The sequence below is a fragment of the Streptomyces sp. NBC_01257 genome, from assembly GCF_035917255.1.
Classification (GTDB): Bacteria; Actinomycetota; Actinomycetes; order Streptomycetales; family Streptomycetaceae; genus Streptomyces.
In genome coordinates this window covers 1783968-1809496 of record NZ_CP108472.1, presented here as the reverse complement: position 1 = coordinate 1809496, position 25529 = coordinate 1783968, and the positions used below count along the sequence as shown (strand labels likewise).

21 protein-coding genes are annotated in these 25529 nt (G+C 70.0%); 16 read left to right on the top strand and 5 right to left on the bottom strand.

What is annotated here, in order from left to right:
* The first annotated feature begins 83 nt into the window (after positions 1-83).
* Genes secD through OG408_RS07330 form a run of 3 tightly spaced genes read left to right on the top strand, consistent with a single transcriptional unit; the run spans position 84 to position 3506 of the window.
* A complete protein-coding gene (secD, locus tag OG408_RS07340) occupies positions 84-1823 on the top strand; it encodes a protein translocase subunit SecD (RefSeq protein ID WP_266776579.1) in 1740 nt (579 codons plus the stop codon).
* Between the two features lies 1 nt (position 1824).
* Positions 1825-2958, top strand: coding sequence for a protein translocase subunit SecF (secF, locus tag OG408_RS07335; protein WP_326668977.1), 1134 nt, complete (start codon positions 1825-1827; stop codon positions 2956-2958).
* Positions 2955-3506: an adenine phosphoribosyltransferase gene (locus tag OG408_RS07330; protein WP_326668975.1), complete on the top strand. Its 552-nt coding sequence runs from the start codon at positions 2955-2957 to the stop codon at positions 3504-3506. Before secF ends, OG408_RS07330 begins: the two co-directional genes overlap by 4 nt.
* An 81-nt stretch (positions 3507-3587) precedes the next feature.
* On the opposite strand, the gene OG408_RS07325 is transcribed toward OG408_RS07330, so the two are convergent.
* A complete protein-coding gene (locus OG408_RS07325; protein WP_285566045.1) occupies positions 3588-4202 on the bottom strand; it encodes a CGNR zinc finger domain-containing protein in 615 nt (204 codons plus the stop codon).
* A gap of 114 nt (positions 4203-4316) precedes the next feature.
* Between OG408_RS07325 and OG408_RS07320 the strand changes: the two genes are divergently transcribed.
* Positions 4317-5060 carry a metallophosphoesterase gene (locus OG408_RS07320; RefSeq protein WP_326668972.1) on the top strand — a complete coding sequence of 248 codons (744 nt, stop codon included), beginning with the start codon at positions 4317-4319 and terminating at the stop codon, positions 5058-5060.
* A gap of 178 nt (positions 5061-5238) precedes the next feature.
* Positions 5239-7812 carry a RelA/SpoT family protein gene (locus OG408_RS07315; protein WP_266776569.1) on the top strand — a complete coding sequence of 858 codons (2574 nt, stop codon included), beginning with the start codon at positions 5239-5241 and terminating at the stop codon, positions 7810-7812.
* A gap of 110 nt (positions 7813-7922) precedes the next feature.
* On the opposite strand, the gene OG408_RS07310 is transcribed toward OG408_RS07315, so the two are convergent.
* Together OG408_RS07310 and OG408_RS07305 are read right to left on the bottom strand one after the other, a co-directional pair.
* The gene (locus OG408_RS07310) at positions 7923-9152 is read right to left on the bottom strand and encodes a DUF349 domain-containing protein (protein ID WP_266776567.1); all 1230 of its coding nucleotides are present in this window, start codon (positions 9150-9152) and stop codon (positions 7923-7925) included.
* A 195-nt stretch (positions 9153-9347) separates the two neighbouring features.
* Positions 9348-10151: a peptidylprolyl isomerase gene (locus tag OG408_RS07305; protein WP_266776565.1), complete on the bottom strand. Its 804-nt coding sequence runs from the start codon at positions 10149-10151 to the stop codon at positions 9348-9350.
* Between the two features lie 148 nt (positions 10152-10299).
* Between OG408_RS07305 and OG408_RS07300 the strand changes: the two genes are divergently transcribed.
* The 4 genes from OG408_RS07300 (at position 10300) to OG408_RS07285 (ending at position 14714) form a co-directional block, all read left to right on the top strand.
* Positions 10300-10986, top strand: coding sequence for an MBL fold metallo-hydrolase (locus tag OG408_RS07300; protein WP_326668969.1), 687 nt, complete (start codon positions 10300-10302; stop codon positions 10984-10986).
* A 13-nt stretch (positions 10987-10999) separates the two neighbouring features.
* Entirely contained in the window at positions 11000-12262 is a 1263-nt protein-coding gene (gene hisS / locus OG408_RS07295; RefSeq protein WP_285566054.1) for a histidine--tRNA ligase, read from the top strand.
* 321 nt (positions 12263-12583) lie between these two features.
* Positions 12584-13219, top strand: a complete 636-nt coding sequence (locus OG408_RS07290) for a vitamin K epoxide reductase family protein (protein ID WP_266776558.1) — start codon at positions 12584-12586, stop codon at positions 13217-13219.
* 109 nt (positions 13220-13328) lie between these two features.
* Complete coding sequence (locus tag OG408_RS07285) at positions 13329-14714, top strand: replication-associated recombination protein A (protein WP_266776556.1); 1386 nt, start codon at positions 13329-13331, stop codon at positions 14712-14714.
* A 9-nt stretch (positions 14715-14723) separates the two neighbouring features.
* Here the strand turns inward: OG408_RS07285 and OG408_RS07280 are convergent, their stop codons facing one another.
* Entirely contained in the window at positions 14724-15425 is a 702-nt protein-coding gene (locus OG408_RS07280) for a DUF2470 domain-containing protein (RefSeq protein ID WP_266776554.1), read from the bottom strand.
* Positions 15426-15613: 188 nt separating this feature from the next.
* Between OG408_RS07280 and rpsD the strand changes: the two genes are divergently transcribed.
* Positions 15614-16228, top strand: coding sequence for a 30S ribosomal protein S4 (rpsD, locus tag OG408_RS07275; RefSeq protein WP_136327444.1), 615 nt, complete (start codon positions 15614-15616; stop codon positions 16226-16228).
* Positions 16229-16246: 18 nt separating this feature from the next.
* Here the strand turns inward: rpsD and OG408_RS07270 are convergent, their stop codons facing one another.
* The gene (locus OG408_RS07270; protein ID WP_326668963.1) at positions 16247-18487 is read right to left on the bottom strand and encodes an ATP-binding protein; all 2241 of its coding nucleotides are present in this window, start codon (positions 18485-18487) and stop codon (positions 16247-16249) included.
* A 214-nt stretch (positions 18488-18701) separates the two neighbouring features.
* On the opposite strand from OG408_RS07270, the gene OG408_RS07265 reads away from it, so the two are divergent.
* The 6 genes from OG408_RS07265 to OG408_RS07240 all read left to right on the top strand — a co-directional run bounded on the left by OG408_RS07265 (position 18702) and on the right by OG408_RS07240 (position 25295).
* Complete coding sequence (locus OG408_RS07265) at positions 18702-19142, top strand: DUF948 domain-containing protein (protein WP_266786007.1); 441 nt, start codon at positions 18702-18704, stop codon at positions 19140-19142.
* A gap of 7 nt (positions 19143-19149) precedes the next feature.
* Positions 19150-19497, top strand: a complete 348-nt coding sequence (locus OG408_RS07260) for a DUF6167 family protein (RefSeq protein ID WP_266776548.1) — start codon at positions 19150-19152, stop codon at positions 19495-19497.
* Positions 19497-22166 (top strand): alanine--tRNA ligase, encoded by a 2670-nt coding sequence (alaS, locus tag OG408_RS07255; protein WP_266776546.1) that lies wholly within the window; start codon positions 19497-19499, stop codon positions 22164-22166. Before OG408_RS07260 ends, alaS begins: the two co-directional genes overlap by 1 nt.
* 8 nt (positions 22167-22174) lie before the next feature.
* Positions 22175-22648, top strand: a complete 474-nt coding sequence (gene ruvX, locus OG408_RS07250) for a Holliday junction resolvase RuvX (protein ID WP_285566067.1) — start codon at positions 22175-22177, stop codon at positions 22646-22648.
* A gap of 96 nt (positions 22649-22744) precedes the next feature.
* A complete protein-coding gene (mltG, locus tag OG408_RS07245; RefSeq protein ID WP_326668959.1) occupies positions 22745-24466 on the top strand; it encodes an endolytic transglycosylase MltG in 1722 nt (573 codons plus the stop codon).
* Positions 24453-25295: a shikimate dehydrogenase gene (locus tag OG408_RS07240; RefSeq protein ID WP_326668957.1), complete on the top strand. Its 843-nt coding sequence runs from the start codon at positions 24453-24455 to the stop codon at positions 25293-25295. The genes mltG and OG408_RS07240 overlap by 14 nt, the downstream gene beginning before the upstream one ends.
* Positions 25296-25529: the final 234 nt, after the last annotated feature.

Sequence of the window (25529 nt, the reverse complement as noted above, 5' to 3'; positions counted from 1 at the left end):
TGCGGGGGCGGGTCCCCACTAAACTTCGTGGCCGCTCGGGCGCGTACCCGGCGCGGGGCGGTTGGACAGGGAGAAACGAGAAGGTGGCAGCACCGAAGAAGGGCCGAGGACCGGCCGGCGGTCAGGGCAGGCCGGGGCGTTCCCTGGCTCTGATCCTGATCGCCATGGTCGCCCTCACCGGCGGGATGTTCCTGGCCGACCAGCCGACGCCGCGACTCGGCATCGACCTCGCGGGTGGCACGTCCATCACGCTGGAGGCGAAGGCCGAGCCCGGGCAGGAATCGGCGATCAACAAGACCAACATGGACACGGCGGTCCAGATCATGGAACGCCGCGTCAACGGTCTTGGTGTCTCCGAGGCCGAGGTCCAGACCCAGGGCGATCGCAACATCATCGTCAACATCCCCAAGGGCACGAACTCCGCCCAGGCCCGTGAGCAGGTCGGTACGACGGCCAAGCTCTACTTCCGGCCGGTGCTGACCGTAGGCCAGGGAACGCCGACGCCCGAGCCGAGCGCCTCGTCCACGGACAAGGCCAGCCCGTCGCCGAGCGCGTCCGCCTCCGGCAAGGCGAGCAGCAGCCCGTCCACGAAGCCGAGCGCGAGCGCGACCACGCAGGGCCGTGCGGTCACCGGCGCCCTGAAGGCCGACTCCACGCCTTCGCCCAAGGCGAGCACCACGCCCGAGGCGAGCTCGACTCCGACGGCCTCCGCCGAGGAGCAGGCGGCCGCCGCCGATCTGCAGAAGAAGTTCGAGGCGCTGGACTGCTCCAGCAAGGCCTCCCGCTCCAAGGCGTCCCAGGGCACCAAGGCCACCGACACGGTGGTCGCGTGCGAGCAGGACGGCTCCGCCAAGTACGTCCTCGGCCCGGCCGAGGTCGACGGCACGGACGTGGACAGCGCCAAGGCCGCGATCAACCAGCAGACCGGCCAGTGGATCGTCCAGATGGAGTTCACCGGCAGCGGCGCCAAGAAGTTCCAGAAGACCACCGGCAAGCTCGCCCAGCAGCAGCAGCCGCAGAACCAGTTCGCCATCGCGCTGGACGGCGAGGTCGTCTCGGCACCCTCCGTCAGCGAGGCGCTGAGCGCCAACGCCGAGATCTCCGGCAGCTTCACCCAGCAGTCCGCCGAGGACCTGGCCAACGTGCTGTCCTACGGTGCGCTCCCGCTCTCCTTCCAGGAGCAGAGCGTCACCACCGTCACCGCCGCCCTCGGTGGCGAGCAGCTCCGGGCAGGCCTCATCGCGGGCGCCATCGGCCTCGCGCTGGTGGTCATCTACCTGGTGGCCTACTACCGCGGACTGGCGTTCATCGCGCTGCTCAGCCTCCTGGTCTCCGGCATCCTGACCTACACGATCATGTCGCTGCTCGGCCCGGCCATCGGATTCGCGCTGAACCTGCCCGCGGTCTGTGGTGCCATCGTGGCGATCGGTATCACCGCGGACTCGTTCATCGTGTACTTCGAACGCATCCGGGACGAGATCCGCGAGGGCCGCACGCTGCGCCCCGCGGTCGAGCGGGCCTGGCCGCGCGCCCGGCGCACCATCCTCGTCTCCGACTTCGTGTCGTTCCTGGCGGCGGCGGTCCTGTTCGTGGTGACCGTCGGCAAGGTCCAGGGCTTCGCGTTCACCCTGGGGCTCACCACGCTCCTCGACGTGGTCGTGGTGTTCCTCTTCACCAAGCCCGTCATGACGATCATGGCCCGCAAGAAGTTCTTCGCCAGCGGTCACCCCTGGTCCGGACTGGACCCGAAGCGGCTCGGCGCCAAGCCGCCGCTGCGCCGGTCGCGCCGTGTCAACGCCCCTACCGACCCGAAGGAGGCGTGAGATGTCGCGACTCGGCAATCTCGGCGCCCGTCTCTACCGCGGCGAGGTCGGCTACGACTTCATCGGCAAGCGCAAGATCTGGTACGGCGTCTCGATCCTGATCACCATCACGGCCATCCTCGGCCTGGCGGTCAGCGGCCTGAACATGGGCATCGAGTTCAAGGGCGGCGCGGTCTTCACCACCCCGAAGACGAGCGTCTCCGTCAACGAGGCTGAGGACCTGGCGACCGAGGCCTCGGGGCACCAGGCCATCGTCCAGAAGCTGGGCAACGGCGGTCTGCGCATCCAGATCACCGAGGTCGACACCGCGAAGTCCGACGAGATCAAGGCCGACCTCTCCAAGGGCCTCGGCGTCTCCGAAGAGAAGATCGCCGCCGACCTGGTCGGCCCCAGCTGGGGTGAGCAGATCGCCAACAAGGCCTGGACCGGTCTCGGCGTCTTCATGGTCCTCGTCGTGATCTACCTGGCGATCGCCTTCGAGTGGCGGATGGCCATCGCGGCCCTGGTCGCGCTCATCCACGACATCACCATCACGGTCGGCATCTACGCCCTGGTCGGCTTCGAGGTCACCCCGGGCACCGTGATCGGTCTGCTGACGATCCTCGGTTACTCCCTCTACGACACGGTCGTCGTCTTCGACAGCCTCAAGGAGGGCACGAAGGGGATCACCAAGCAGACCCGGTGGACGTACAGCGAGATCGCCAACCGTTCCATCAACGGCACGCTGGTCCGTTCGATCAACACCACGGTCGTCGCCCTGCTGCCGGTCGCCGGTCTGCTGTTCATCGGTGGCGGTGTCCTCGGTGCCGGCATGCTGAACGACATCTCGCTGGCACTCTTCGTCGGTCTCGCCGCCGGTGCGTACTCCTCGATCTTCATCGCCACTCCGCTCGTCGCCGACCTCAAGGAACGCGAACCGCAGATGAAGGCGCTGAAGAAGCGGATCCTCGCCAAGCGCGCCGCGGCCGCCGCCAAGGGCGAGCTCAACGAGGCCGAGCAGGCGGAGGAGAACCGGGCCGCCGGAGCTCCCGAGTCCCCCGAGTCCCCCGAGGACACCGCCCCCGCGGGTGCGGTCGTCGGCCAGCGGCAGGTACCCCCCAGGGGCCACGGCAGGACCCCGGGGAAGCGCCGATGACCAGCACCACCGAGAGCACCAGGGACCTGCTCCTCAGCAGGATCCGTGATGTGCCGGACTACCCGAAGCCGGGCGTGATGTTCAAGGACATCACCCCGCTGCTGGCGGACCCGGTCGCGTTCACGGCCCTCACCGAGGCCCTCGCGGAGCTGTGCGTACGGCACGGCGCCACGAAGATCGTCGGTCTGGAGGCCCGCGGCTTCATCCTGGCCGCCCCGGTCGCGGTGCGGGCCGGTCTCGGCTTCGTCCCCGTCCGCAAGGCCGGGAAGCTGCCGGGAGCCACGCTCGGCCAGTCGTACGAGCTGGAGTACGGCACCGCGGAGATCGAGGTCCACGCGGAGGACCTGTCGGCCGACGACCGCGTCATGGTCATCGACGACGTCCTGGCCACCGGCGGCACCGCCGGAGCCTCCCTGGAGCTGATCCGGCGGGCCGGAGCCCGGGTCGCCGGTGTCAGCGTCCTCATGGAGCTGGGCTTCCTGCCCGGCCGTGAGCGTCTGGCGCCGCACCTTCAGGGCGCTCCGCTGGAGGCTCTGATCACGGTCTGACCGACCGCGTACACGCACATCGAAGAGGGCACCCGGAGCGATCCGGGTGCCCTCTTCGCGTACCCGCAGCCCGCAGGGCCGTCAGGCCCCGGCCGCTTCCCCGCCCGCCGAGCGGTGGCTCCGGTAGTGGCGGGCCGCCCGTGCCCGGTTCCCGCACGAGGGCTTGCACCACTCCTGCCGGCCGTGGCCCTTGACGAAGTAGCGCACGCAGCGGGGCGCGGTGCAGGCCCGCAGCTGCTCGCGCTGCGGGCCCGCCAGGAAGTCGATGGCGGAGCGCGCCAGGGCCGCGAGCAGCCGGACACGCGCGTCGTCCTGCGCCGACAGCAGCCGGACGGCGGGGGAGCCGCCCTCCGGCCATTCCAGCCGCGGGACGACCTGCTCCCGGGCGGCCACCGCGTTGACATGGGCCAGCGCCTCGTCGGCAGGCATCAGACGGTGGGCGTCCGCGGGGCTCGGCGGCGCCGGGGCGACCGCCCGGGCGAACAGCGCCCGCACGGCCCGCCGCAGCGCGACGATCCCGAGCCTGAGGTCCTCGTCCACGACGAGTCCGCCCGCCGGGACATCACCGGCCGGCAGATCGCCCTGCTCATGGATCCAGCGGGCCGTTCCCTCGGCCGTCGCCAGATCGTCGGTGACACCGCCGTCCCCGTCGTGCCGGATCGTGCTCGCCAGTTCCAGTGCCGGCCGGCGCTCCACAGGAGGCCCCTCTCGCTCGGTTCCGCATCGGCGACCACTTGATCACACCCCGCGTACACCCTAAGGTTCTAACGGAAAAAGAAAAAATAACCGTTAGACGGGGGATGCGGGACGATGACCACACTTCTTGCCCAGATCAGTGATCTGCACCTGGACGGCACCGAGCGGGCGACCCGGCGCGCCACCCGCGTCATGGACTACCTGCGCGCCCTGCCCCGCCCCGTCGACGCGCTCCTGGTCACCGGGGACATCGCCGACCACGGCGACGAGCGCGAGTACGAGGAAGCGGCCCGCATCCTGGCCGCCCCGTTCCCCGTCCTCACCTGTCCCGGAAACCACGACGCGCGCCCGGCCTACCGCAAGGCCCTGCTCGGCGAGGCGCCCGGCGACGGCCCGGTCAACCGCTGCCACCACATCGCCGGCACCGCCGTCCTGATGTGCGACTCCACCATTCCGGGCCGCGACGAGGGGCGCCTCGACGACGAGACGCTCGCCTGGATCGACACCACCCTCACCGCGCTGCCCCGGGACACCCCGGCGCTCATCGCCTTCCACCAGCCGCCGGTCGCACTCCACCACCCGCTGCCCGACTCCGGAATGCTCGAAGAGCCCGGGCGGCTGGCCGGTCTGCTCGCCGCACACCCGCGGGTCGTCGCCGTCCTCACCGGCCACGCCCACACCGCGGCCGCCTCGACGTTCGCCGCCCGGCCGCTGATCGTCGGACCCGCCGTCACCTGGACCCTGCGCCTGCCCTGGGAGGCCGGGCAGCCGGCGGACCTCGACCAGCCGCCCGGCCTCGCCTTCCATGTCCTGGACGACGACCACCGTCTGACGACCCACTACCGCGTCGTTCTCTGATCATGGCGTGAACTGCACGGCCGGTGCGCACCGCCGCCGGCGCGCACCGACCGGGGCACCCGGGAACAACCAGGTGCCCCATCGCGTTGTGCGGGCTCTCACGGTCCCCGGGGGAGGACGGGCCGCCGGGTCGATACGATGGCCTTTCCGGGTGTCCGGATCCGCACGAGGAGCGCTCTTGCCAGACGAGGCCCAGCCAGTCGCCGCCCCGCAGCCCGACAAGCCCGAGGCGGACCAAGCCACGCCCGCGAAGCAGCAGCCCGCGGCGAAGGAGAAGCCGAAGCCCCCGGCGCCCGAGCCCGGCGCCGGTCCGGCTCCCGCGGAGGCGAACGGGCCCGCGCCCGCGTCCCCCGCCCAGCCGGCCGCACCCGCCTCCCCGCCCCCGACGGCACCGAAGCCCCCGGCGAAGCCCGCCGCGGCCGCCGCGCCCGCGGGCCCGGCGGCCCGTACCGGCGGCGGCTCCTCCAACCGGGTCCGGGCCAGGCTGGCCCGTCTCGGCGTGCAGCGCTCCAGCCCGTACAACCCGGTCCTGGAGCCGCTGCTGCGTACCGTCCGCAGCAACGACGCCAAGATCGAGAGCTCCACGCTGCGGCAGATCGAGAAGGCCTACCAGGTCGCCGAGCGCTGGCACCGCGGCCAGAAGCGCAAGAGCGGCGACCCGTACATCACCCACCCGCTCGCCGTGACCACGATCCTCGCCGAACTGGGCATGGATCCGGCCACGCTGATGGCGGGACTGCTGCACGACACCGTCGAGGACACCGAGTACGGCCTGGACACGCTGCGCCGCGACTTCGGCGACCAGGTCGCCCTGCTCGTCGACGGCGTCACCAAGCTGGACAAGGTCAAGTTCGGCGAGGCCGCGCAGGCCGAGACCGTACGCAAGATGGTCGTCGCCATGGCCAAGGACCCCCGGGTCCTGGTCATCAAGCTCGCCGACCGGCTGCACAACATGCGCACCATGCGCTATCTCAAGCGGGAGAAGCAGGAGAAGAAGGCCCGCGAGACCCTTGAGATCTACGCGCCCCTGGCCCACCGCCTGGGCATGAACACCATCAAGTGGGAACTGGAGGACCTCGCCTTCGCGATCCTCTACCCGAAGATGTACGACGAGATCGTCCGCCTCGTCGCCGAGCGCGCCCCCAAGCGCGACGAGTACCTCGCCATAGTGACCGACGAGGTCCAGTCCGACCTGCGCGCCGCCCGCATCAAGGCGACCGTCACCGGGCGGCCGAAGCACTACTACAGCGTCTACCAGAAGATGATCGTGCGGGGCCGCGACTTCGCCGAGATCTACGACCTGGTGGGCATCCGGGTCCTCGTCGACACCGTCCGCGACTGCTACGCGGCGCTCGGCACCGTCCACGCGCGATGGAATCCGGTCCCGGGCCGGTTCAAGGACTACATCGCGATGCCCAAGTTCAACATGTACCAGTCGCTGCACACCACGGTGATCGGTCCCAGCGGCAAGCCCGTCGAGCTCCAGATCCGTACGTTCGACATGCACCGCCGTGCCGAGTACGGCATCGCCGCGCACTGGAAGTACAAGCAGGAGGCCGTCGCGGGCGCCTCCAAGGTGCGCACCGACGTCCCCAAGAACACCGGCCGCGGCCAGGACACCGTCAACGACATGGCGTGGCTGCGCCAGCTCCTGGACTGGCAGAAGGAGACCGAGGACCCCAGCGAGTTCCTGGAGTCGCTGCGCTTCGACCTCTCGCGCAACGAGGTCTTCGTCTTCACGCCGAAGGGCGATGTCATAGCGCTTCCGGCGGGGGCGACACCGGTCGACTTCGCGTACGCCGTCCACACGGAGGTCGGCCACCGGACCATAGGAGCCCGGGTCAACGGACGGCTCGTCCCGCTCGAATCGACGCTCGACAACGGCGACCTGGTGGAGGTCTTCACCTCCAAGGCCGCCGGCGCCGGACCGTCCCGCGACTGGCTCGGCTTCGTCAAGTCGCCCCGGGCCCGCAACAAGATCCGCGCCTGGTTCTCCAAGGAGCGCCGCGACGAGGCGATCGAGCAGGGCAAGGACTCCATCGCGCGTGCCATGCGCAAGCAGAACCTGCCGATCCAGCGCATCCTGACGGGCGACTCACTGGTCACCCTCGCGCACGAGATGCGCTACCCGGACATCTCGTCCCTGTACGCCGCGATCGGCGAGGGACATGTCGCGGCGGCCGGCGTCGTCCAGAAGCTGGTGCAGGCGCTCGGCGGCGAGGACGCGGCCAACGAGGACCTCGAGGAGAGCACCCCGCCCTCCCGCAGCCGCAACAAGCGCCGTGCCAACGCCGATCCGGGCGTGGTCGTCAAGGGCGTCGAGGACGTCTGGGTCAAGCTGGCGCGCTGTTGTACGCCCGTGCCCGGCGACCCGATCATCGGCTTCGTGACCCGGGGCAGCGGAGTCTCCGTCCACCGCGCGGACTGCGTCAACGTCGACTCGCTGTCGCAGCAGCCGGAACGGATCCTGGAGGTCGAGTGGGCGCCCACCCAGTCCTCCGTCTTCCTGGTCGCCATCCAGGTCGAGGCGCTCGACCGGTCCAGGCTCCTCTCGGACGTCACGCGCATCCTGTCCGACCAGCACGTCAACATCCTGTCCGCGGCCGTGCAGACGTCCCGCGACCGGGTGGCCACCTCGCGCTTCACCTTCGAGATGGGCGACCCGAAGCACCTCGGACACGTCCTGAAGGCCGTACGCGGCGTTGAGGGCGTCTACGACGTCTACCGGGTGACCTCGGCCCGCCGGCCCTAGAGCCGGCGGGCGCCGCCCGGCGCCGGCCTCGTACCGGCCGTACTGCGTCCGGACACGCGAGAGGGGCCTCCCCGCGGGGAGGCCCCTCGGCCGACGTCAGGAGCCGGGCGTCAGCCGCCGAACTCCTGCAGGCCCTTGAGCGCCTGGTCCAGGAGCGCCTGACGGCCCTCCAGCTCGCGGGCGAGCTTGTCCGCGCGGGCGTTGTTGCCCGAGGCGCGCGCCGTGTCGATCTGCGTACGCAGCTTGTCGACGGCCGCCTGGAGCTGCCCGGTCAGACCCGCGGCACGCGCACGCGCCTCCGGGTTCGTCCGGCGCCACTCCGACTCCTCGGCCTCCTGGAGCGCCCGCTCCACCGCCTGCATCCGCCCCTCGACCTTCGGACGGGCGTCACGCGGCACGTGGCCGATGGCCTCCCAGCGCTCGTTGAGGGCCCGGAAAGCAGCCCTGGACGCCTTGAGGTCCTTCACCGGCACCAGCTTCTCGGCCTCGACGGCGAGCTCCTCCTTGAGCTTGAGGTTCTCGCCCTGCTCCGCGTCGCGCTCCGCGAAGACCTCGCCTCGCGCGGCGAAGAAGACGTCCTGGGCACCGCGGAAGCGGTTCCACAGATCGTCCTCGGCCTCGCGCTGGGCGCGGCCCGCCGCCTTCCACTCCGTCATCAGGTCGCGGTAGCGGGCGGCCGTCGTCCCCCAGTCCGTGGACCCGGAGAGCGACTCGGCCTCGACGACCAGCTTCTCCTTGACCTTGCGGGCCTCCTCGCGCTGGGCGTCCAGCGAGGCGAAGTGGGCCTTGCGGCGCTTGGAGAACGCCGAGCGCGCGTGCGAGAAGCGGTGCCACAGCTCGTCGTCCGACTTGCGGTCGAGCCGCGGCAGGCCCTTCCACGTGTCGACGAGCGCGCGCAGCCGCTCACCCGCGGAGCGCCACTGCTCGCTCTGCGCCAGCTCCTCGGCCTCGACGACCAGAGCCTCCTTGGCGTGCTTCGCCTCGTCGGTCTGCTTCGCCTTCTGGGCCTTGCGCTCCTCGCGCCGCGAGTCGACCGTCGCGACCAGGGCGTCCAGCCGCTTGCGCAGTGCGTCCAGGTCGCCCACGGCGTGATGCTCGTCGACCTGTCCACGCAGATGCTCGATGGCGGTCGTCGCGTCCTTCGCCGACAGGTCGGTGGTCTTCACCCGCCGCTCGAGGAGGCCGATCTCGACCACAATGCCCTCGTACTTGCGCTCGAAGTACGCCAGGGCCTCCTCCGGAGAACCGGCCTGCCACGATCCGACGACCTGCTCGCCCTCGGCTGTACGCACGTACACGGTGCCCGTCTCGTCGACACGGCCCCACGGGTCGCTGCTCACAGCGCCTCCTCCACCTGATGCCCGCGAGGGGGTTCACCCCCCTGGCATCGTCCACAGTTTCCTGGGGCGGGCAGCGCCCGCCCTGCACAACGCCAATCTAGGCGACGGGCTGCCCGGCTGTCCGCACTCAGCGCGGCCGAAATTATCCGGCCGCACCGAGCATCCGCCGTGCGGAACACGCCGGGACCGCCGGACTCACGCCTTGTCGACGGTCGCCTTCGAGATGTTCACGGCCTTCTTCGGCGCACCGTCGGCTCCGCCGCCGGTCACACCGGCCTTGCCGATGGCCTCGACCGCCTTGAGGGAGTCCTCGTCCATCGTGCCGAACGGCGTGTAGCTGGGCGGCAGTTTGCTGTCCTTGTACACGAGGAAGAACTGGCTGCCGCCGGTGTGCGCCTGGCCGGTGTTCGCCATCGCGACCGTGCCGGCCGGGTAGGTCACCGTGCCGCCGGTGCCCGCCTTGCCGAGGGCGGTCAGGTTCTCGTCGGGAATCGTGTAGCCCGGACCACCGGTGCCGTCGCCCTTGGGGTCACCGCACTGCAGGACGAAGATGCCGTCCGTGGTCAGGCGGTGACACTTGGTGCCGTCGAAGAACTTCTTGTCGGCGAGCGACTTGAAGGAGTTCGCCGTGTGCGGGGTCTTCGCCGCGTCCATCGTGAACGATATGTCGCCCTGGCTCGTCTTGAGCGACATCGAGTACTTCGCCTTTTTGTCGATCTTCATCGCGGGCTCGGGCGCCGCCTTCTCGCTCGCCGGGGGCGAGGACGAGGGCGAGGCGGACGGACTCTGGCTCGCGGCCGCACCGGCCTTGTTGTCCTTGTCGTCGTCGCCGTTGGTGGCGAAGTACGTGGCACCACCGATGACCGCCACCACGGCCACCGCGGAGGCGATGACGACCGTCAGCCGCCGCGTCCTGTGGCGCGCCTCCTCCCGGCGCTGCTGCTGCCGCTCGAACTTCTCCCTGGCGAGCTGCCGCCGCCGCTGATCGCTGCTGACCACCGGGTGATCTCCTTGTACGTCGTGTGATCGGGCCTGGGTTGCCCCGTACCGTATATGGGTTAGCTGTGGAATGAGGAGCGCCGGTAGGCTCTGAACTGCTGCGACCTCGTGGCAGCCCTCTCCCGTCGGACGACCATTAAGGACGATCGTGCTCATTGCCGGGTTCCCCGCCGGGGCCTGGGGGACCAACTGTTACCTGGTCGCCCCCGCCGCAGGCGAGGAGTGCGTGATCATCGACCCGGGCCACCGGGCCACCGCCGGGGTCGAGGAAGCGCTGAAGAAGCATCGGCTGAAGCCCGTCGCCGTCGTCCTCACCCACGGCCACATCGACCATGTCGCCTCGGTCGTCCCGGTGTGCGGCGCGCACGACGTCCCCGCCTGGATCCACCCCGAGGACCGGTACATGATGAGCGACCCGGAGAAGGCCCTCGGCCGCTCCATCGGGATGCCGCTCATGGGCGAGCTGACGGTCGGCGAACCGGACGACGTCAAGGAACTGAGCGACGGCGCCCGGCTGCTGCTGGCGGGCATGGAGTTCGGCGTCTCGCATGCGCCCGGCCATACCAAGGGGTCGGTGACGTTCAGGATGCCCGAGGCCGCGGAGGTACCGCAGGTCCTCTTCTCGGGTGACCTGCTCTTCGCCGGCTCCGTCGGACGCACCGACCTGCCCGGCGGCGACCACGCCGAGCTCCTCGAGTCGCTGGCCCGCGTGTGCCTGCCGCTCGACGACTCGACCGTGGTCCTGTCCGGCCACGGCCCCCAGACGACCATCGGCCGCGAGCGCGCCACCAATCCGTATCTGCACGGTATGGACGCGCCCCGACGAGGAATGTGACGAGAGCGACATCGTGAGCACCTTCAAGGCCCCCAAGGGCACGTACGACCTGACCCCGCCCGACTCCGCGAAGTACCTCGCGGTGCGCGAGGCGATCGCCGCACCGCTGAAGAACTCCGGCTACGGCTACATCGAGACACCCGGCTTCGAGGACGTGGCCCTCTTCTCCCGCGGTGTCGGTGAGTCCACCGACATTGTCAGCAAGGAGATGTACACCCTCACCACCAAGGGCGGCGACGAGCTGGCGCTGCGCCCCGAGGGCACCGCGTCCGTGCTGCGCGCAGCCCTGGAGGCCAACCTCCACAAGCTCGGCAACCTGCCGGTCAAGCTCTGGTACTCCGGCTCGTACTACCGCTACGAGCGCCCGCAGAAGGGCCGTTACCGCCACTTCTCGCAGGTCGGTGCCGAGGCCATCGGCGCCGAGGACCCGGCGCTCGACGCCGAACTGATCATCCTGGCCGACCAGGCGTACCGCACCCTGGGCCTGCGCGAGTTCCGCATCCTGCTCAACTCGCTGGGCGACAAGGAGTGCCGGCCCGTCTACCGCGACGCGCTCCAGGGCTTCCTGCGCGAGCTCGACCTCGACGAGGAGACCCGCCGCCGCATCGAGATCAACCCGCTCCGGGTCCTCGACGACAAGCGCCCCGAGGTCCAGAAGCAGCTGACCGGCGCCCCGGTGCTGCGCGACTACCTGTGCGACGCCTGCAAGGCGTACCACGAGGAGGTCCGGGACCTGCTCACCGCGGCAGGTGTCGTGTACGAGGACGACGAGAAGCTCGTCCGCGGCCTCGACTACTACACCCGCACCACCTTCGAGTTCGTCCACGACGGTCTGGGCTCGCAGTCGGCGGTCGGCGGCGGCGGCCGCTACGACGGCCTGTCCGAGATGATCGGCGGACCCGCGCTCCCGTCCGTCGGCTGGGCGCTCGGTGTGGACCGCACCGTGCTCGCCCTGGAGGCCGAGGGCATCGAGCTCGAACTGCCCTCCACCACCAGCGTCTTCGCCGTACCGCTCGGCGAGGAGGCGCGCCGGGTGCTGTTCGGCGTCGTCACGCAGCTGCGCCGTGAGGGAGTCGCCGCGGACTTCGCGTTCGGGGGCCGTGGTCTGAAGGGCGCGATGAAGAGCGCCAACCGCTCGGGCGCGCGCTTCACGATCGTGGCCGGCGAACGCGACCTGGCCGAGGGGATGGTGCAGCTCAAGGACATGGAGTCCGGCGAGCAGACGGCCGTTCCGCTCGCCGAGGTGGCCGGCACGGTCAAGGCGCGCCTGGCGTAGGTCACTTCACGGGTCGCGGGCGGGCGGTGCACCGCCCGCCCGCGACCGGGTGCTCCGCGCACCGGCCGCTGCCGTCAACCCGGCGCGTTCGGATTCATCCCCGCGGACGGTTCCGGTCGGCGGGAGCCGGTGACGGCAGGGGGAGGCCGGAATCCTGGCCGCAGGCGAGAGACCCTGCACTCCATGCCGCCGGTGCCCGTCCGCGGGCGGATCCCGGCGCCGGTTTTCGCGCGCATCTTTATGTTCATCGAACGGAAGACCGGTGGAGAGGTGCGGCACAATGACCGTGCCCAGCAGGCTACTCAGTGACGGAACGGCGATATGACGACTGCAGCGGTTGACCATCCCTCCTCCGATCAGGACGAGGACGGCGGGAAGAGGACCATCGGCGGCAGTCGCGCGTTCGCACTGCTGCTGGTGATCACGGGCGCAGCCGGACTTCTCGCCGCGTGGGTCATCACGCTCGACAAGCTCAAGCTGATGGAGGACCCCACCTTCGTCCCGGGCTGCAGTCTCAACCCGGTGGTGTCCTGCGGCAACATCATGAAGAGCGAGCAGGCGGCCGCCTTCGGGTTCCCCAACCCGTGGCTGGGGATGGCCACCTACCCCGTGATCATCGGGATCGGGCTGGCCCTGCTCGCCGGAGCGCGCTTCCGCGGCTGGTACTGGCTCGGGATGAACGCGGGCACGCTGTTCGGCGTCGGATTCTGCACCTGGCTCCAGTACCAGTCGCTGTACAACATCAACTCGCTGTGCCTGTGGTGCTGCCTGGCCTGGGTCGCCACGATCTTCATGTTCTGCTACGTCACCACGCACAACATCAAGCACCGGATCATCCCCGCGCCCAGCTGGCTGCGCAACGGGCTCACCGAGTTCCACTGGGTGCCCCCGGTCCTGTGGGTCGGCATCATCGGCATGCTGATCCTGACCCGCTGGTGGGACTTCTGGACCCGGTGACCCGGCCGCGGAGCAAGTGACCCGGTCCGGCCGGGCGACCCGGCCCGTGCTGCCCCCTCGGCCCACCGGCCCGGCAGGGATGTCAGTGCGGTGACATAGGCTTCAAAACGTGGAGCCCGACCTCTTTACCGCAGCTGCCGAAGACCGCCAGGAGAAGGACCCGTCCAGCAGCCCTCTCGCTGTCCGGATGCGTCCGCGTACCCTCGACGAGGTCGTGGGGCAGCAGCATCTGCTCAAGCCGGGTTCGCCCCTGCGCCGCCTGGTCGGCGAGGGCAGCGGGGGACCGGCCGGCCCCTCCTCCGTGATCCTCTGGGGCCCGCCCGGCATCGGGAAGACGACCCTGGCGTACGTGGTCAGCAAGGCCACGAACAAACGATTCGTCGAGCTCTCCGCGATCACCGCGGGCGTCAAGGAAGTACGGGCCGTGATCGAGGGCGCCCGTCGCGCCACCGGGGGCTACGGCAAGGAGACCGTCCTCTTCCTCGACGAGATCCACCGCTTCTCCAAGGCCCAGCAGGACTCACTGCTCCCGGCCGTCGAGAACCGCTGGGTCACCCTGATCGCCGCGACCACCGAGAACCCGTACTTCTCGATCATCTCCCCGCTGCTCTCGCGCTCGCTGCTGCTGACCCTGGAGTCGCTGACCGACGACGACCTGCGGGGCCTGCTCCGCCGGGCGCTGACCGACGAGCGCGGACTCGGCGGCGCGGTGACGCTGCCGGAGGACGCGGAGGAGCATCTGCTGCGCATCGCTGGGGGCGACGCCCGCCGGGCGCTGACGGCGCTGGAGGCCGCGGCCGGCGCGGCGCTGTCCAAGCAGGAGGAGGAGATCACCCTCCAGACCCTGGAGGAGACGGTCGACCGGGCGGCCGTGAAGTACGACCGGGACGGCGACCAGCACTACGACGTGGCGAGCGCGCTGATCAAGTCGATCCGCGGCTCCGACGTCGACGCGGCGCTGCACTACCTGGCCCGGATGATCGAGGCGGGGGAGGACCCCCGGTTCATCGCCCGGCGGCTGATGATCTCGGCCAGTGAGGACATCGGCCTCGCCGACCCCACCGCGCTGCCCACCGCGGTCGCGGCGGCCCAGGCCGTCGCGATGATCGGCTTCCCGGAGGCGGCGCTCACCCTCAGCCACGCCACGATCGCCCTGGCCCTCGCCCCGAAGTCGAACGCGGCGACGCTGGCGATCTCCGCGGCCCAGGACGACGTGCGCAAGGGCCTGGCCGGCCCGGTCCCCGCCCATCTGCGCGACGGTCACTACAAGGGCGCGGCCAAACTGGGCCACGCCCAGGGCTATGTCTATCCGCACGATGTCCCCGGCGGCATCGCCGCGCAGCAGTACGCCCCGGACGCCGTCCGCGACAAGCGCTACTACCGTCCCACGCGCTACGGCGCGGAGGCGCGGTACGCGGATGTGGCGGACCGGGTCCGCGAGCGCCTCGGCCGCACGGAGCCCGACGGCGGCGCCGACGCGGCGGACACCCCTTAGGGCGCCCGCTCAGTGCGCGGCCGCTTCGAAGAGCGTGTGCATGGCGTGGTGCAGTTCCACCACGTCGCGCACGGGCTCGGGGAAATCGAAGCGCGCGTCGAAGCACGCGCCCTCCCGCTCGAAGAACCGGACCCGCAGCCCGAAGCGGTCCAGCGCGACCGGGACGACGGACGGCCGGCTCGTCGCACAGGCCCGGGACGCCCGCTCGCCGAGGAGCTCGGACAGCGTCCCCAGCTGCTCGCCGTGCGCCGAGTGCAGGTGCTGGAGCACCTCCGTCTCGTGGCCGGCGAGCGGATCCGCGGCCGCGTCCCGGAACTCCTCCGGCTCGACGGCCTCCGCGCCCCACAGGTCCTCGACGTGGGCCTCGCCCGTCTCCAGCCGCAGCAGCATCCGGCCGGGACCGGCGATGCCGGGCACGGAGGTGAGCCAGCCGCAGACGCGGGCCCGGCCGCGGATGCGGTGGGGTACGGAGACCGGAGCGACGTCCGTGATCTCCAGCACGGCCGTCAGCTCGTCGTCCTGGGCGTGCGTCGCGGCCCGTACGGCCGGGGAGTCGGCGGGGAATTCGAGGAAGAGATCCCCGTCCGGACCCACGCTGCGGGACAGCGGCATCAGCTGGTCCGAGCCCGCCGACTCCAGCCCGGGGATGAGCAGCACCGCGGAGCAGGTACTCTGTACGAGAGTTCGTGTGCGCTCGGCTGCTGACGGCATCCGTGTGTTTTCAAGCCCGCTGGGACGCGGCTGACCACGATCAGATCGGCCTTCCGTCGTAGCAGCACCTTCATGTGTGCTGCCGCTGTCTGTGCTGTCCGTGACGTGTGTGGTGTTCCCAGGGCGAGACATGCGATCTCCTTGAGTAAGGTGAGCCTAACCTAACCTACAACGGAGGTCTGGAGAACGTGCCTAATCAGTCGCGTCCCAAGGTCAAGAAGAGCCGCGCGCTCGGCATTGCGCTGACGCCGAAGGCGGTCAAGTACTTCGAGGCCCGCCCCTACCCGCCGGGCGAGCACGGCCGCGGCCGCAAGCAGAACTCGGACTACAAGGTCCGTCTGCTCGAGAAGCAGCGTCTGCGCGCCCAGTACGACATCAGCGAGCGCCAGATGGCGCGTGCCTACGACCGCGCCAAGAAGGCCGAGGGCAAGACGGGCGAGGCGCTCGTCGTCGAGCTCGAGCGTCGCCTCGACGCCCTGGTCCTGCGCTCGGGTATCGCCAAGACGATCTACCAGGCCCGCCAGATGGTCGTCCACGGCCACATCGAGGTCAACGGTGGCAAGGTCGACAAGCCGTCGTTCCGTGTCCGTCCGGACGACATCGTCATGGTCCGCGAGCGCAGCCGCGAGAAGTACCCCTTCCAGGTTGCCCGCGAGGGTGGTTACGACACCGACGGTGAGACCCCGCGCTACCTGCAGGTGAACCTGAAGGCCCTGGCCTTCCGCCTTGACCGGGACCCGAACCGCAAGGAAATCCCCGTGATCTGCGACGAGCAGCTCGTCGTCGAGTACTACGCCCGCTGATCCAGGCGTAGCCGCTCTTCACCAGCGCTCAGGCCCGCCCCTTCCCGATGCCGGGGAGGCGGCGGGCTTTCGCGTCTTCCCCGCCTGGGACGGCAGCCCCGGCGGGTCCTGCCCCTCCGGGCCGCCCTCCGCCTCCCGTGCGCCGGACCGGTCCGCCAGCGCCCTGGCCACCACCGCGTCCATGCCCAGCTGCCGGCCCGCGCGCCGCCCGGAGGCGTACCGCGCCTCGCCCAGCTCGTGACGCGACAACTCCTCGCACCGGGCCCGCGGCCCGCCGTAGTACGCCGAACCGAACAGCGGCAGCCCCACCGACGGCCAGATCTGTTCGGCGGCCCCCTGCAGCACGGCGGCCTCCGCCGCATCGCCCTCGACCACGGTGACGAGCGCCAGCAGCTCCAGCGCGAGCACCGTGCCGAGGCGGTCGTGGAAGGTGTGGCTGATGGCCAGCGACTTCCCGAGCAGTTCCCGGGCCCGGCCGGGACGGCCGCGCTGCAGCGAGGCGAAGGCCAGCACGTAGAGCGCGTAGCTGAGCGTCCACTGCTCCCCGTGGTCCTCGCAGATGTCCCGGACCTCCTCGCAGATCACCACCGCGCGGTCCAGATCGCCCTGGAACCCGACCGCCATGGCCAGCTCGACCTGCGCCATCAGCACGTTGCTGTTCAGCTCGCCGAGCTCCCGGTAGCGGACGAGAGCCTCCTGCAGCAGTTCGTCCGCGCGCGCCATGTCGTCCGTGACCAGGGCCAGGCACCCGGTGCGGTGCACCGCGTACGCCGACGCCACCGCGTCCCCCGTCAGCTCCGCCTCCTCCCGGCACTCGGTGAGCGCCGAGATCGCGCCCACCGGATCGCCCTGGAGCACCGCGACGTACCCGAGCACCCACAGCGCCTTCAGCCGCGAGGAGTCGTACGGCGTCTCCTCCTCCAGTACGTGGTCCAGCCAGTGCCGCCCCTCCGAGAGACGGCCGCAGCCGACCCACAGGAACCAGAGGGTGCCCGCCAGGTACTGCGCGAGATGCGCCTCCTCCGGGCACTCCAGCGAACACTCCATGGCCCGCCGCAGATTCGGCAGCTCGCTCTCCACCCGCGCCGCCACCTCGGCCTGCCGGGGACTGAACCAGTCGAGCTCGCACCAGGTCGCGAGCCCCAGGAACCAGTCCCGGTGACGGCGGCGCAGCCGGTCCGTGTCGCCGGTGGCCGTGAGCCACTCGGCGCCGTACTCGCGCACCGTGTCCAGCATCCGGTAGCGGGTGCCGGCCGCGGAGTCCTCCCGGAGCACGACCGACTGGGACAGCAGCCCGGACAGCACGTCCAGCACCGAGTCGGCCGGGAGGTCGGGGCCGCTGCAGATGTACTCGACCGCCTCCAGGTCGAACTGCCCGGCGAACACCGAGAGCCGGGCCCACAGCAGCCGCTGCTCCGGGGCGCACAGCTCATGGCTCCAGCCGATGGCGGTGCGGAGCGTCTGGTGGCGGGCGAGCGCGCTGCGGCTGCCGCCGGTCAGCAGCCGGAAGCGGTCGTCGAGCCGTTGCAGCACCTGCTCCGTCGACAGGGCGCGCAGCCGGCCGGCCGCCAGTTCCAGCGCCAGCGGAATCCCGTCGAGCCGCCGGCACAGCTCGCGGGCGGCGGCCCGGGTGTGCTCGGTCAGCCGAAAGTCCGGCTGCACCGAGGCCGCCCGCTCGGTGAAGAGCAGCAGGGCGTCCTCGTCGTTCATCGTCGCGAGCGGGTAGCCGGCCTCCCCGTCGAGCTCCAGCGGCAGCCGGCCGGCCGCCAGCACCCGCAGCCGCGGGGCCCGGCGCAGCAGGTCCCGTACCAACTCCGCGCAGGCGTCGACGAGATGCTCGAAGCCGTCGATCACCAGGAGCAGCCGGCGCTCGGCACAGTGTTCGAGGAGTGTCGTGCGCGGCGGGCTGTTGGTGTGGTCGCTGAGTCCCAGCGCATCGACCAGCGCGTGCTCCAGCAGCGCCGGATCGTGGACGGCGGACAGCTCCACCAGCCAGACCCCGTCGCAGTACCGTTTCTCCAGCAGTGCCGCCGCCCTGGTCACCAGCCGGGACTTGCCGACCCCGCCCACCCCGACCACGGTGACGAGCCGGGACTCCTCCAGCAGCCGGGCGAGATCGGCCAACTCGCCGTCACGTCCCACGAATCTGTTCAGTTCCGCCGGGAGATTGCCCGGGTGACAGGGGGTCTGAGCGTCGGGAGAGGTGGCCGGAGGACCCGAATCGTCGGGGGAGGGGCAGGGGCGCTGAGGGCGTCGCATGAAACACGCAGAGTACTGGCCCGAAAGCGCTCCGTACAATCTCGTTGCGGGAACTCCCACCGGGCCCGCCCGCAATGCGGTACAAGGCGCGAGCCCCGGCGCGATAGGCTCGGGGGACGGTGAGCGGCCGCCGCTGCGGCCCTCGCCGAAGAGCAGAGATCAAGACAGAGACAGACGACAAGCCAGAGAGCGGTGCACTGTGTCCGGTGGTGAGGTGGCCGGGATCCTGGTGGCCGTCTTCTGGGCGATCCTGGTTTCGTTCCTCGCCGTCGTGCTGGTGAGGCTCGCCCAGACGCTCAGGGCGACCACGAAACTCGTGGCGGACGTGACCGAACAGGCCGTCCCGCTGCTCGCCGACGCCTCCGCGACCGTGCGTTCCGCGCAGACCCAGCTCGACAAGGTCGACGCGATCGCGACGGACGTCCAGGAGGTCACCTCCAACGCCTCGGCCCTCTCGTCCACCGTCGCCTCCACCTTCGGCGGCCCGTTGGTCAAGGTCGCGGCGTTCGGTTACGGGGTCCGCCAGGCCATCGGCCGCAAGACCGGTCCCGAACCGGAAGGGCGCTCCCGGCGCTCGGTGATCGTCGGCCGGACCGTGCCGTCCGCGCGTGGCAAGAAGCGCAACGGCAGAAACTCCCGCGGATCGAAGGACTGACGCAGCGATGTTCCGCCGTACGTTCTGGTTCACCGCCGGCGCAGCCGCCGGCGTCTGGGCCACCGCCAAGGTCAACCGGAAGATCAAGCAGCTGACCCCCGAGAGCCTCGCGGCGCAGGCCGCGGACAAGGCGCTTGTGGCCGGTCACAAGCTCAAGGACTTCGCCCTGGACGTCCGCGAGGGCATGGTCAGGCGCGAAGCCGAACTGGGCGAGGCGCTGGGGCTCGAAGCCCCCGTCGACCCCGATCTCCCCGTGCAGCGCCACTTCGCCGTCGAGGCCGAACCCCGGGAATCCCGCAGGCTTCCCCCCTCGTCACGCACCTACAACTCGTACAACCGGAATGAGGACCACTGATGGAGTCGGCTGAAATTCGCCGCCGCTGGCTGAGCTTCTACGAGGAGCGCGGTCACACCGTTGTCCCTTCGGCGTCGCTCATCGCGGACGACCCGACTCTGCTGCTGGTCCCGGCCGGCATGGTGCCGTTCAAGCCGTACTTCCTCGGTGAGGTCAAGCCGCCCGCCCCGCGCGTCACCAGCGTGCAGAAGTGCGTCCGCACGCCGGACATCGAAGAGGTCGGCAAGACCACCCGGCACGGCACCTTCTTCCAGATGTGCGGGAACTTCTCCTTCGGCGACTACTTCAAGGAAGGCGCCATCGAGTACGCCTGGGAGCTGCTCACCGGCTCCGTGGCGGACGGCGGCTTCGGCCTCGACCCCGAGCGGCTGTGGATCACGGTCTACCTCGACGACGACGAGGCCGAGCAGATCTGGCGCGACAAGATCGGCGTCCCGGCCGAGCGCATCCAGCGCCTGGGCAAGAAGGACAACTTCTGGTCCATGGGCGTCCCCGGACCCTGCGGCCCGTGCTCCGAGATCAACTACGACCGCGGCCCCGAGTTCGGCGTCGAGGGCGGCCCGGCCGTCAACGACGAGCGGTACGTGGAGATCTGGAACCTGGTCTTCATGCAGTACGAGCGCGGCGCGGGCGACGGCAAGGACGACTTCCCGATCCTCGGCGACCTGCCCTCCAAGAACATCGACACCGGCCTCGGCCTCGAACGCCTCGCGATGATCCTGCAGGGCGTGCAGAACATGTACGAGACCGACACCCTGCGCGTCGTCATGGACCGGGCCACCGAGCTGACCGGTGTGCGCTACGGCGCCGCGGCCGGCACCGACGTCTCGCTCCGCGTGGTCGCCGACCACATCCGCACCTCGGTCATGCTGATCGGCGACGGCGTCACCCCCGGCAACGAGGGCCGCGGCTACGTGCTGCGCCGCATCATGCGCCGCGCCATCCGCAACATGCGGCTGATGGGAGCCACCGGCTCGGTCGTCAGCGAGCTCGTCGACGTCGTGATCAACACGATGGGGCAGCAGTACCCCGAGCTGGTCACCGACCGCAAGCGCATCGAGACCGTCGCGCTCGCCGAGGAAGCCGCCTTCCTGAAGGCCCTCAAGGGCGGCACCAACATCCTGGAGACCGCCGTCACCGAGACCAAGGCCGCCGGCGGCCAGGTCCTCGCCGGTGACAAGGCGTTCCTGCTCCACGACACCTGGGGCTTCCCCATCGACCTCACCCTGGAGATGGCCGCCGAACAGGGCCTCTCCGTGGACGAGGACGGATTCCGCCGTCTGATGCAGGAGCAGCGGGACAAGGCCAAGGCCGACGCCAGGGCCAAGAAGACCGGTCACGCCGACCTGTCCGCCTACCGCGAGGTGGCCGACAACTCCGGTGTCACCGAGTTCACCGGCTACACCTCCACCGAGGGCGAGTCGACGATCGTCGGCCTCCTCGTCGACGGTGTCCCCTCGCCCGCCGCCTCCGAGGGCGACGACATCGAGGTCGTCCTGGACCGCACCCCGTTCTACGCCGAGGGCGGTGGCCAGCTCGCCGACCAGGGGCGGATCCGGCTCGACAACGGCGCCGTCATCCAGGTGCGCGACGTCCAGCAGCCCGTCCCCGGCGTCTCCGTGCACAAGGGCTCGGTCCAGGTCGGCGAGGTGACGGTCGGCGCCTCAGCGCTCGCCACCATCGACAACACCCGCCGCCGCGCCATCGCCCGCGCCCACAGCGCGACCCACCTCACGCACCAGGCGCTGCGCGACGCGCTCGGCCCGACGGCCGCCCAGGCCGGTTCGGAGAACTCCCCGGGCCGCTTCCGCTTCGACTTCGGTTCACCCGCCGCCGTACCCGGCACGGTCCTCGTCGACGTCGAGCAGAAGATCAACGAGGTCCTCTCGCGGGAGCTCGACGTGCAGGCCGAGGTCATGTCGATCGACGACGCGAAGAAGCAGGGCGCCATCGCCGAGTTCGGCGAGAAGTACGGCGAGCGGGTCCGCGTCGTCACCATCGGCGACTTCTCCAAGGAGCTGTGCGGCGGCACGCACGTCCACAACACCGCCCAGCTCGGTCTGGTGAAGCTGCTCGGCGAGTCGTCCATCGGTTCCGGTGTCCGCCGCATCGAGGCCCTCGTCGGCGTCGACGCGTACAACTTCCTCGCCAAGGAGCACACGGTCGTCGCCCAGCTCCAGGAGCTGGTCAAGGGCCGCTCCGAGGAACTCCCGGAGAAGATCGCCGGCATGCTCGGCAAGCTGAAGGACGCCGAGAAGGAGATCGAGAAGTTCCGCGCGGAGAAGGTCCTCGCGGCCGCCGCCGGACTGGTCGACTCCGCCAAGGACGTACGGGGCGTCGCCCTGGTCACCGGTCAGGTGCCGGACGGCACCTCCGCCGACGACCTGCGCAGGCTCGTCCTCGACGTCCGTGGGCGCATCCAGGGCGGCCGGCCGGCCGTCGTGGCCCTGTTCACCACGGCCAACGGGCGCCCGCTGACCGTCATCGCCACCAACGAGGCCGCCCGCGAGCGCGGTCTCAAGGCCGGTGACCTGGTCCGCACCGCGGCCAAGACCCTCGGCGGCGGTGGCGGCGGCAAGCCGGACGTCGCGCAGGGCGGCGGTACCAACGCGGACGCCATCGGGGACGCCGTCGCCGCTGTCGAACGCCTCGTCACCGAGACGGCGTGACGCCGGACATGACGCAGATGCGCCGCGGTCGCCGGCTGGCGATCGACGTCGGGGACGCCCGGATCGGGGTCGCCTCGTGCGACCCCGACGGGATCCTCGCCACGCCGGTGGAGACCGTGCCGGGACGCGACGTCCCGGCCGCCCACCGGCGGCTCGGCCAGATCGTGGCGGAGTACGAGCCGATCGAGGTCATCGTCGGTCTGCCCCGGTCCCTGGGCGGCGGCGAGGGACCGGCCGCGGCCAAGGTCCGCGCGTTCACCGACGTGCTCGCCCGCGCGGTTGCACCCATTCCGGTGCGATTGCTGGACGAGAGGATGACCACAGTGACGGCCAGTCAGGGCCTGCGCGCATCGGGCGTGAAGTCCAAAAAGGGCCGATCCGTCATCGATCAGGCTGCCGCTGTGGTGATCCTTCAGAACGCTCTGGAGTCCGAACGGGCTTCGGGCAATCCACCCGGCGAGGGCGTCGAAGTGGTTGTCTGATCGCGATACGGTAACGTTCCGCGCGATGCGGCGGGTGTTCGAACAAACACCGCACAGCGAAGAGACGGAACGTCGTCTCGCGGCTCAAGGGGATCGATGACTGAGTATGGCCGGGGCCCCGGCTCCGAACCGTGGCATCCCGAGGACCCCTTGTGCGGGGACCAGGGATGGGGAGGCCAGCAGCCTGCCCACGGCCAGAGCCAGTACGACGGCCGGCAGCAGCCCTACCCGTCGCAGGATCCGTACGCCCAGCAGCACCCGCAGCAGGATCAGCAGCACCAGCAGGACCCCTACGCGCAGCAGCACCAGCAGCACCAGCAGCACCAGCAGGACCCGTACGCCCAGCAGCCGCAGTACCAGCAGCAGCCCCCGTACGGCGCGCAGCAGGACCCGTACGCCCAGCAGCCTCCCTACAACGGCGGCTGGGACACCGGCCAGCAGCCCGCCGCGATGCCGTACGAGGGCCAGCAGGCCGCCCCGTACGGCTACGGCGAGACGAACGACTACTACGGCACCCCCGAGGCCTACCCGCCCCCGCAGCCCCCGGGCCGCCGTGAGGCCGCGCCGGAACAGGCCCCCGCGCAGCACCCCGACTGGGACCCGGAGGTCCAGCCGGAGGAGACGCACCCCTTCTTCACCGGCGCGGACGACGGCGACGCCAAGGACGACGACTCCTACGACGACGGCCCGCGTGAGTCCCGCCGCGGGAACGGGGACGGCGAGCGCCGCGGCAAGGGCAAGAAGAAGAAGGGCCGCAGCGGCTGCGCCTGCCTGGTCGTCTCCCTCGTCCTGGTCGGCGGTCTCGGCGGCGCGGGTTATGTCGGCTACTCCTTCTACAAGGACAAGTTCGGCGCGGCCCCCGACTACGCGGGCAGCGGCTCGGGCTCGGTCGAGGTGGAGATCCCCAAGGGCGCGTACGGCTACGACATCGGCAACATCCTGAAGAAGGCCGGCGTCGTCAAGAGCGTCGACGCGTTCGTCTCCGCGCAGAACGAGAACCCCAAGGGGAAGTCGATCCAGGCGGGCGTCTACCTCCTCCACTCGGAGATGTCTGCGTCCGAGGCCGTGAAGATGATGGTCGACCCGAAGAGCCAGAACCTTCTGGTGATTCCCGAGGGAACGCGCAATGTCGCCGTCTACGCGATGGTCGACAAGAAGCTGAACCTCAAGAAGGGCACGACCGAGGACATCGCCAAGTCCAAGAAGTCCGACCTGGGCCTGCCCGGCTGGGCGAGCAAGAACAAGGACATCAAGGACCCGCTGGAAGGATTCCTCTACCCGGCCGCGTATCCGGTGACGAAGGAGACCAAGCCGGAGGCGATCCTCAAGAAGATGGTCTCGCGGTCGAACGAGGAGTACGACAAGCTCGATCTCGCGGGCGCGGCCAAGAAGCACAATCTGGACGGTCCCTGGCAGATGCTCACGGCGGCCAGCCTGGTCCAGGCGGAAGGCAAGACGCACGACGACTTCCGCAAGATGGCGGAGGTCATCTACAACCGTCTCAAGCCGACCAATACCGAGACGAATCAGTACCTTCAGTTCGACTCGTCGTTCAATTACCTCAACAAGCAGAGCAAGATCAATATCACCCTGGAAGAGATCCGTAAGAACAAGGATCCGTACAACACGTACACCAGGCAGGGTCTTACCCCCGGACCCATCGGGAACCCCGGGAACGAAGCACTGGCGGCCGCTCTGAATCCGACCAACGACGGCTGGATCTACTTCGTGGCCACCGACGGTGAGCACAAGACCGAGTTCGCCAAGACCTACAAAGAGTTCCTGAAGCTCAAGGAAAAGTTCGATGGCCTCGACTGACGGGCACAGGAGGGCAGCCGTCCTCGGCTCGCCCATCGCCCACTCCCTCTCCCCGGTCCTGCACCGGGCCGCGTACGCCGAGCTCGGCCTCGACGGCTGGTCGTACGACCGGTTCGAGATCGACGAGCAGGCGTTGCCCGGCTTCGTCGCGGGTCTGGACGGCAGCTGGGCCGGGCTCTCCCTCACCATGCCGCTGAAGCGGGCGATCATCCCGCTGCTGGACGAGATCAGCGAGACCGCCTCCTCGGTCGAGGCGGTGAACACGGTGGTCCTCACCGAGGACGGCCGGCGCCTCGGGGACAACACCGATATCCCCGGCATGATCGCCGCCCTGCGCGAACGCGGTGTCGAGAAGACCGAGTCCGCCGCCGTCCTCGGCGCCGGAGCCACGGCCTCGTCCGCCCTCGCCGCGCTCTCGCGGATCTGCACCGGACCGGTCACGGCCTACGTCCGCAGCCGCGCGCGCGGTAACGAGATGCGGGGCTGGGGGGACCGGCTGGGTGTGGACGTCCGGATCGCGGATTGGGCAGAAGCGGGCGATATCGTCAGTGCACCGCTAGTCATTGCGACGACTCCTGCGGGTGCGACTGATGAGCTAGCGGCGTCATTGGCGGCCCCGTCCGGTGTCCTCTTTGACGTTTTGTACGATCCGTGGCCTACCTCCCTGGCTGCCGCTTGGTCATCGAAGTGCTGTCCAGTTATTAGCGGTATCGACTTGCTTGTTCATCAGGCACTGTTGCAGATTCAGAAATTCACCGGGAAGTCGGATATTTCGCTTTCCCTGCTCAGGGAGTCAGGGTGGGCTGCTCTGGCGGCCAGAGGTTCCTGAACGAGGGTGTCTGATCTGGAGGGAGGGCGATTTCTGCCAAACTCGTTGCGCCCGAGATGATGGATTGTTATATTCTGCCTCTCGTCAACGAGGGGGGACTGTGAATATTAAGCGTGTTGGGGTTTCCGCTACTGCGTTTGTTGCAATGCTGGCCGCTGGAGTGGTTGCTGCCCCGCCTGCTGCGGCTGCTGCGTCGACTCCGGAGGCAGCCTGCGGTTCTGGTTATTCCCGACT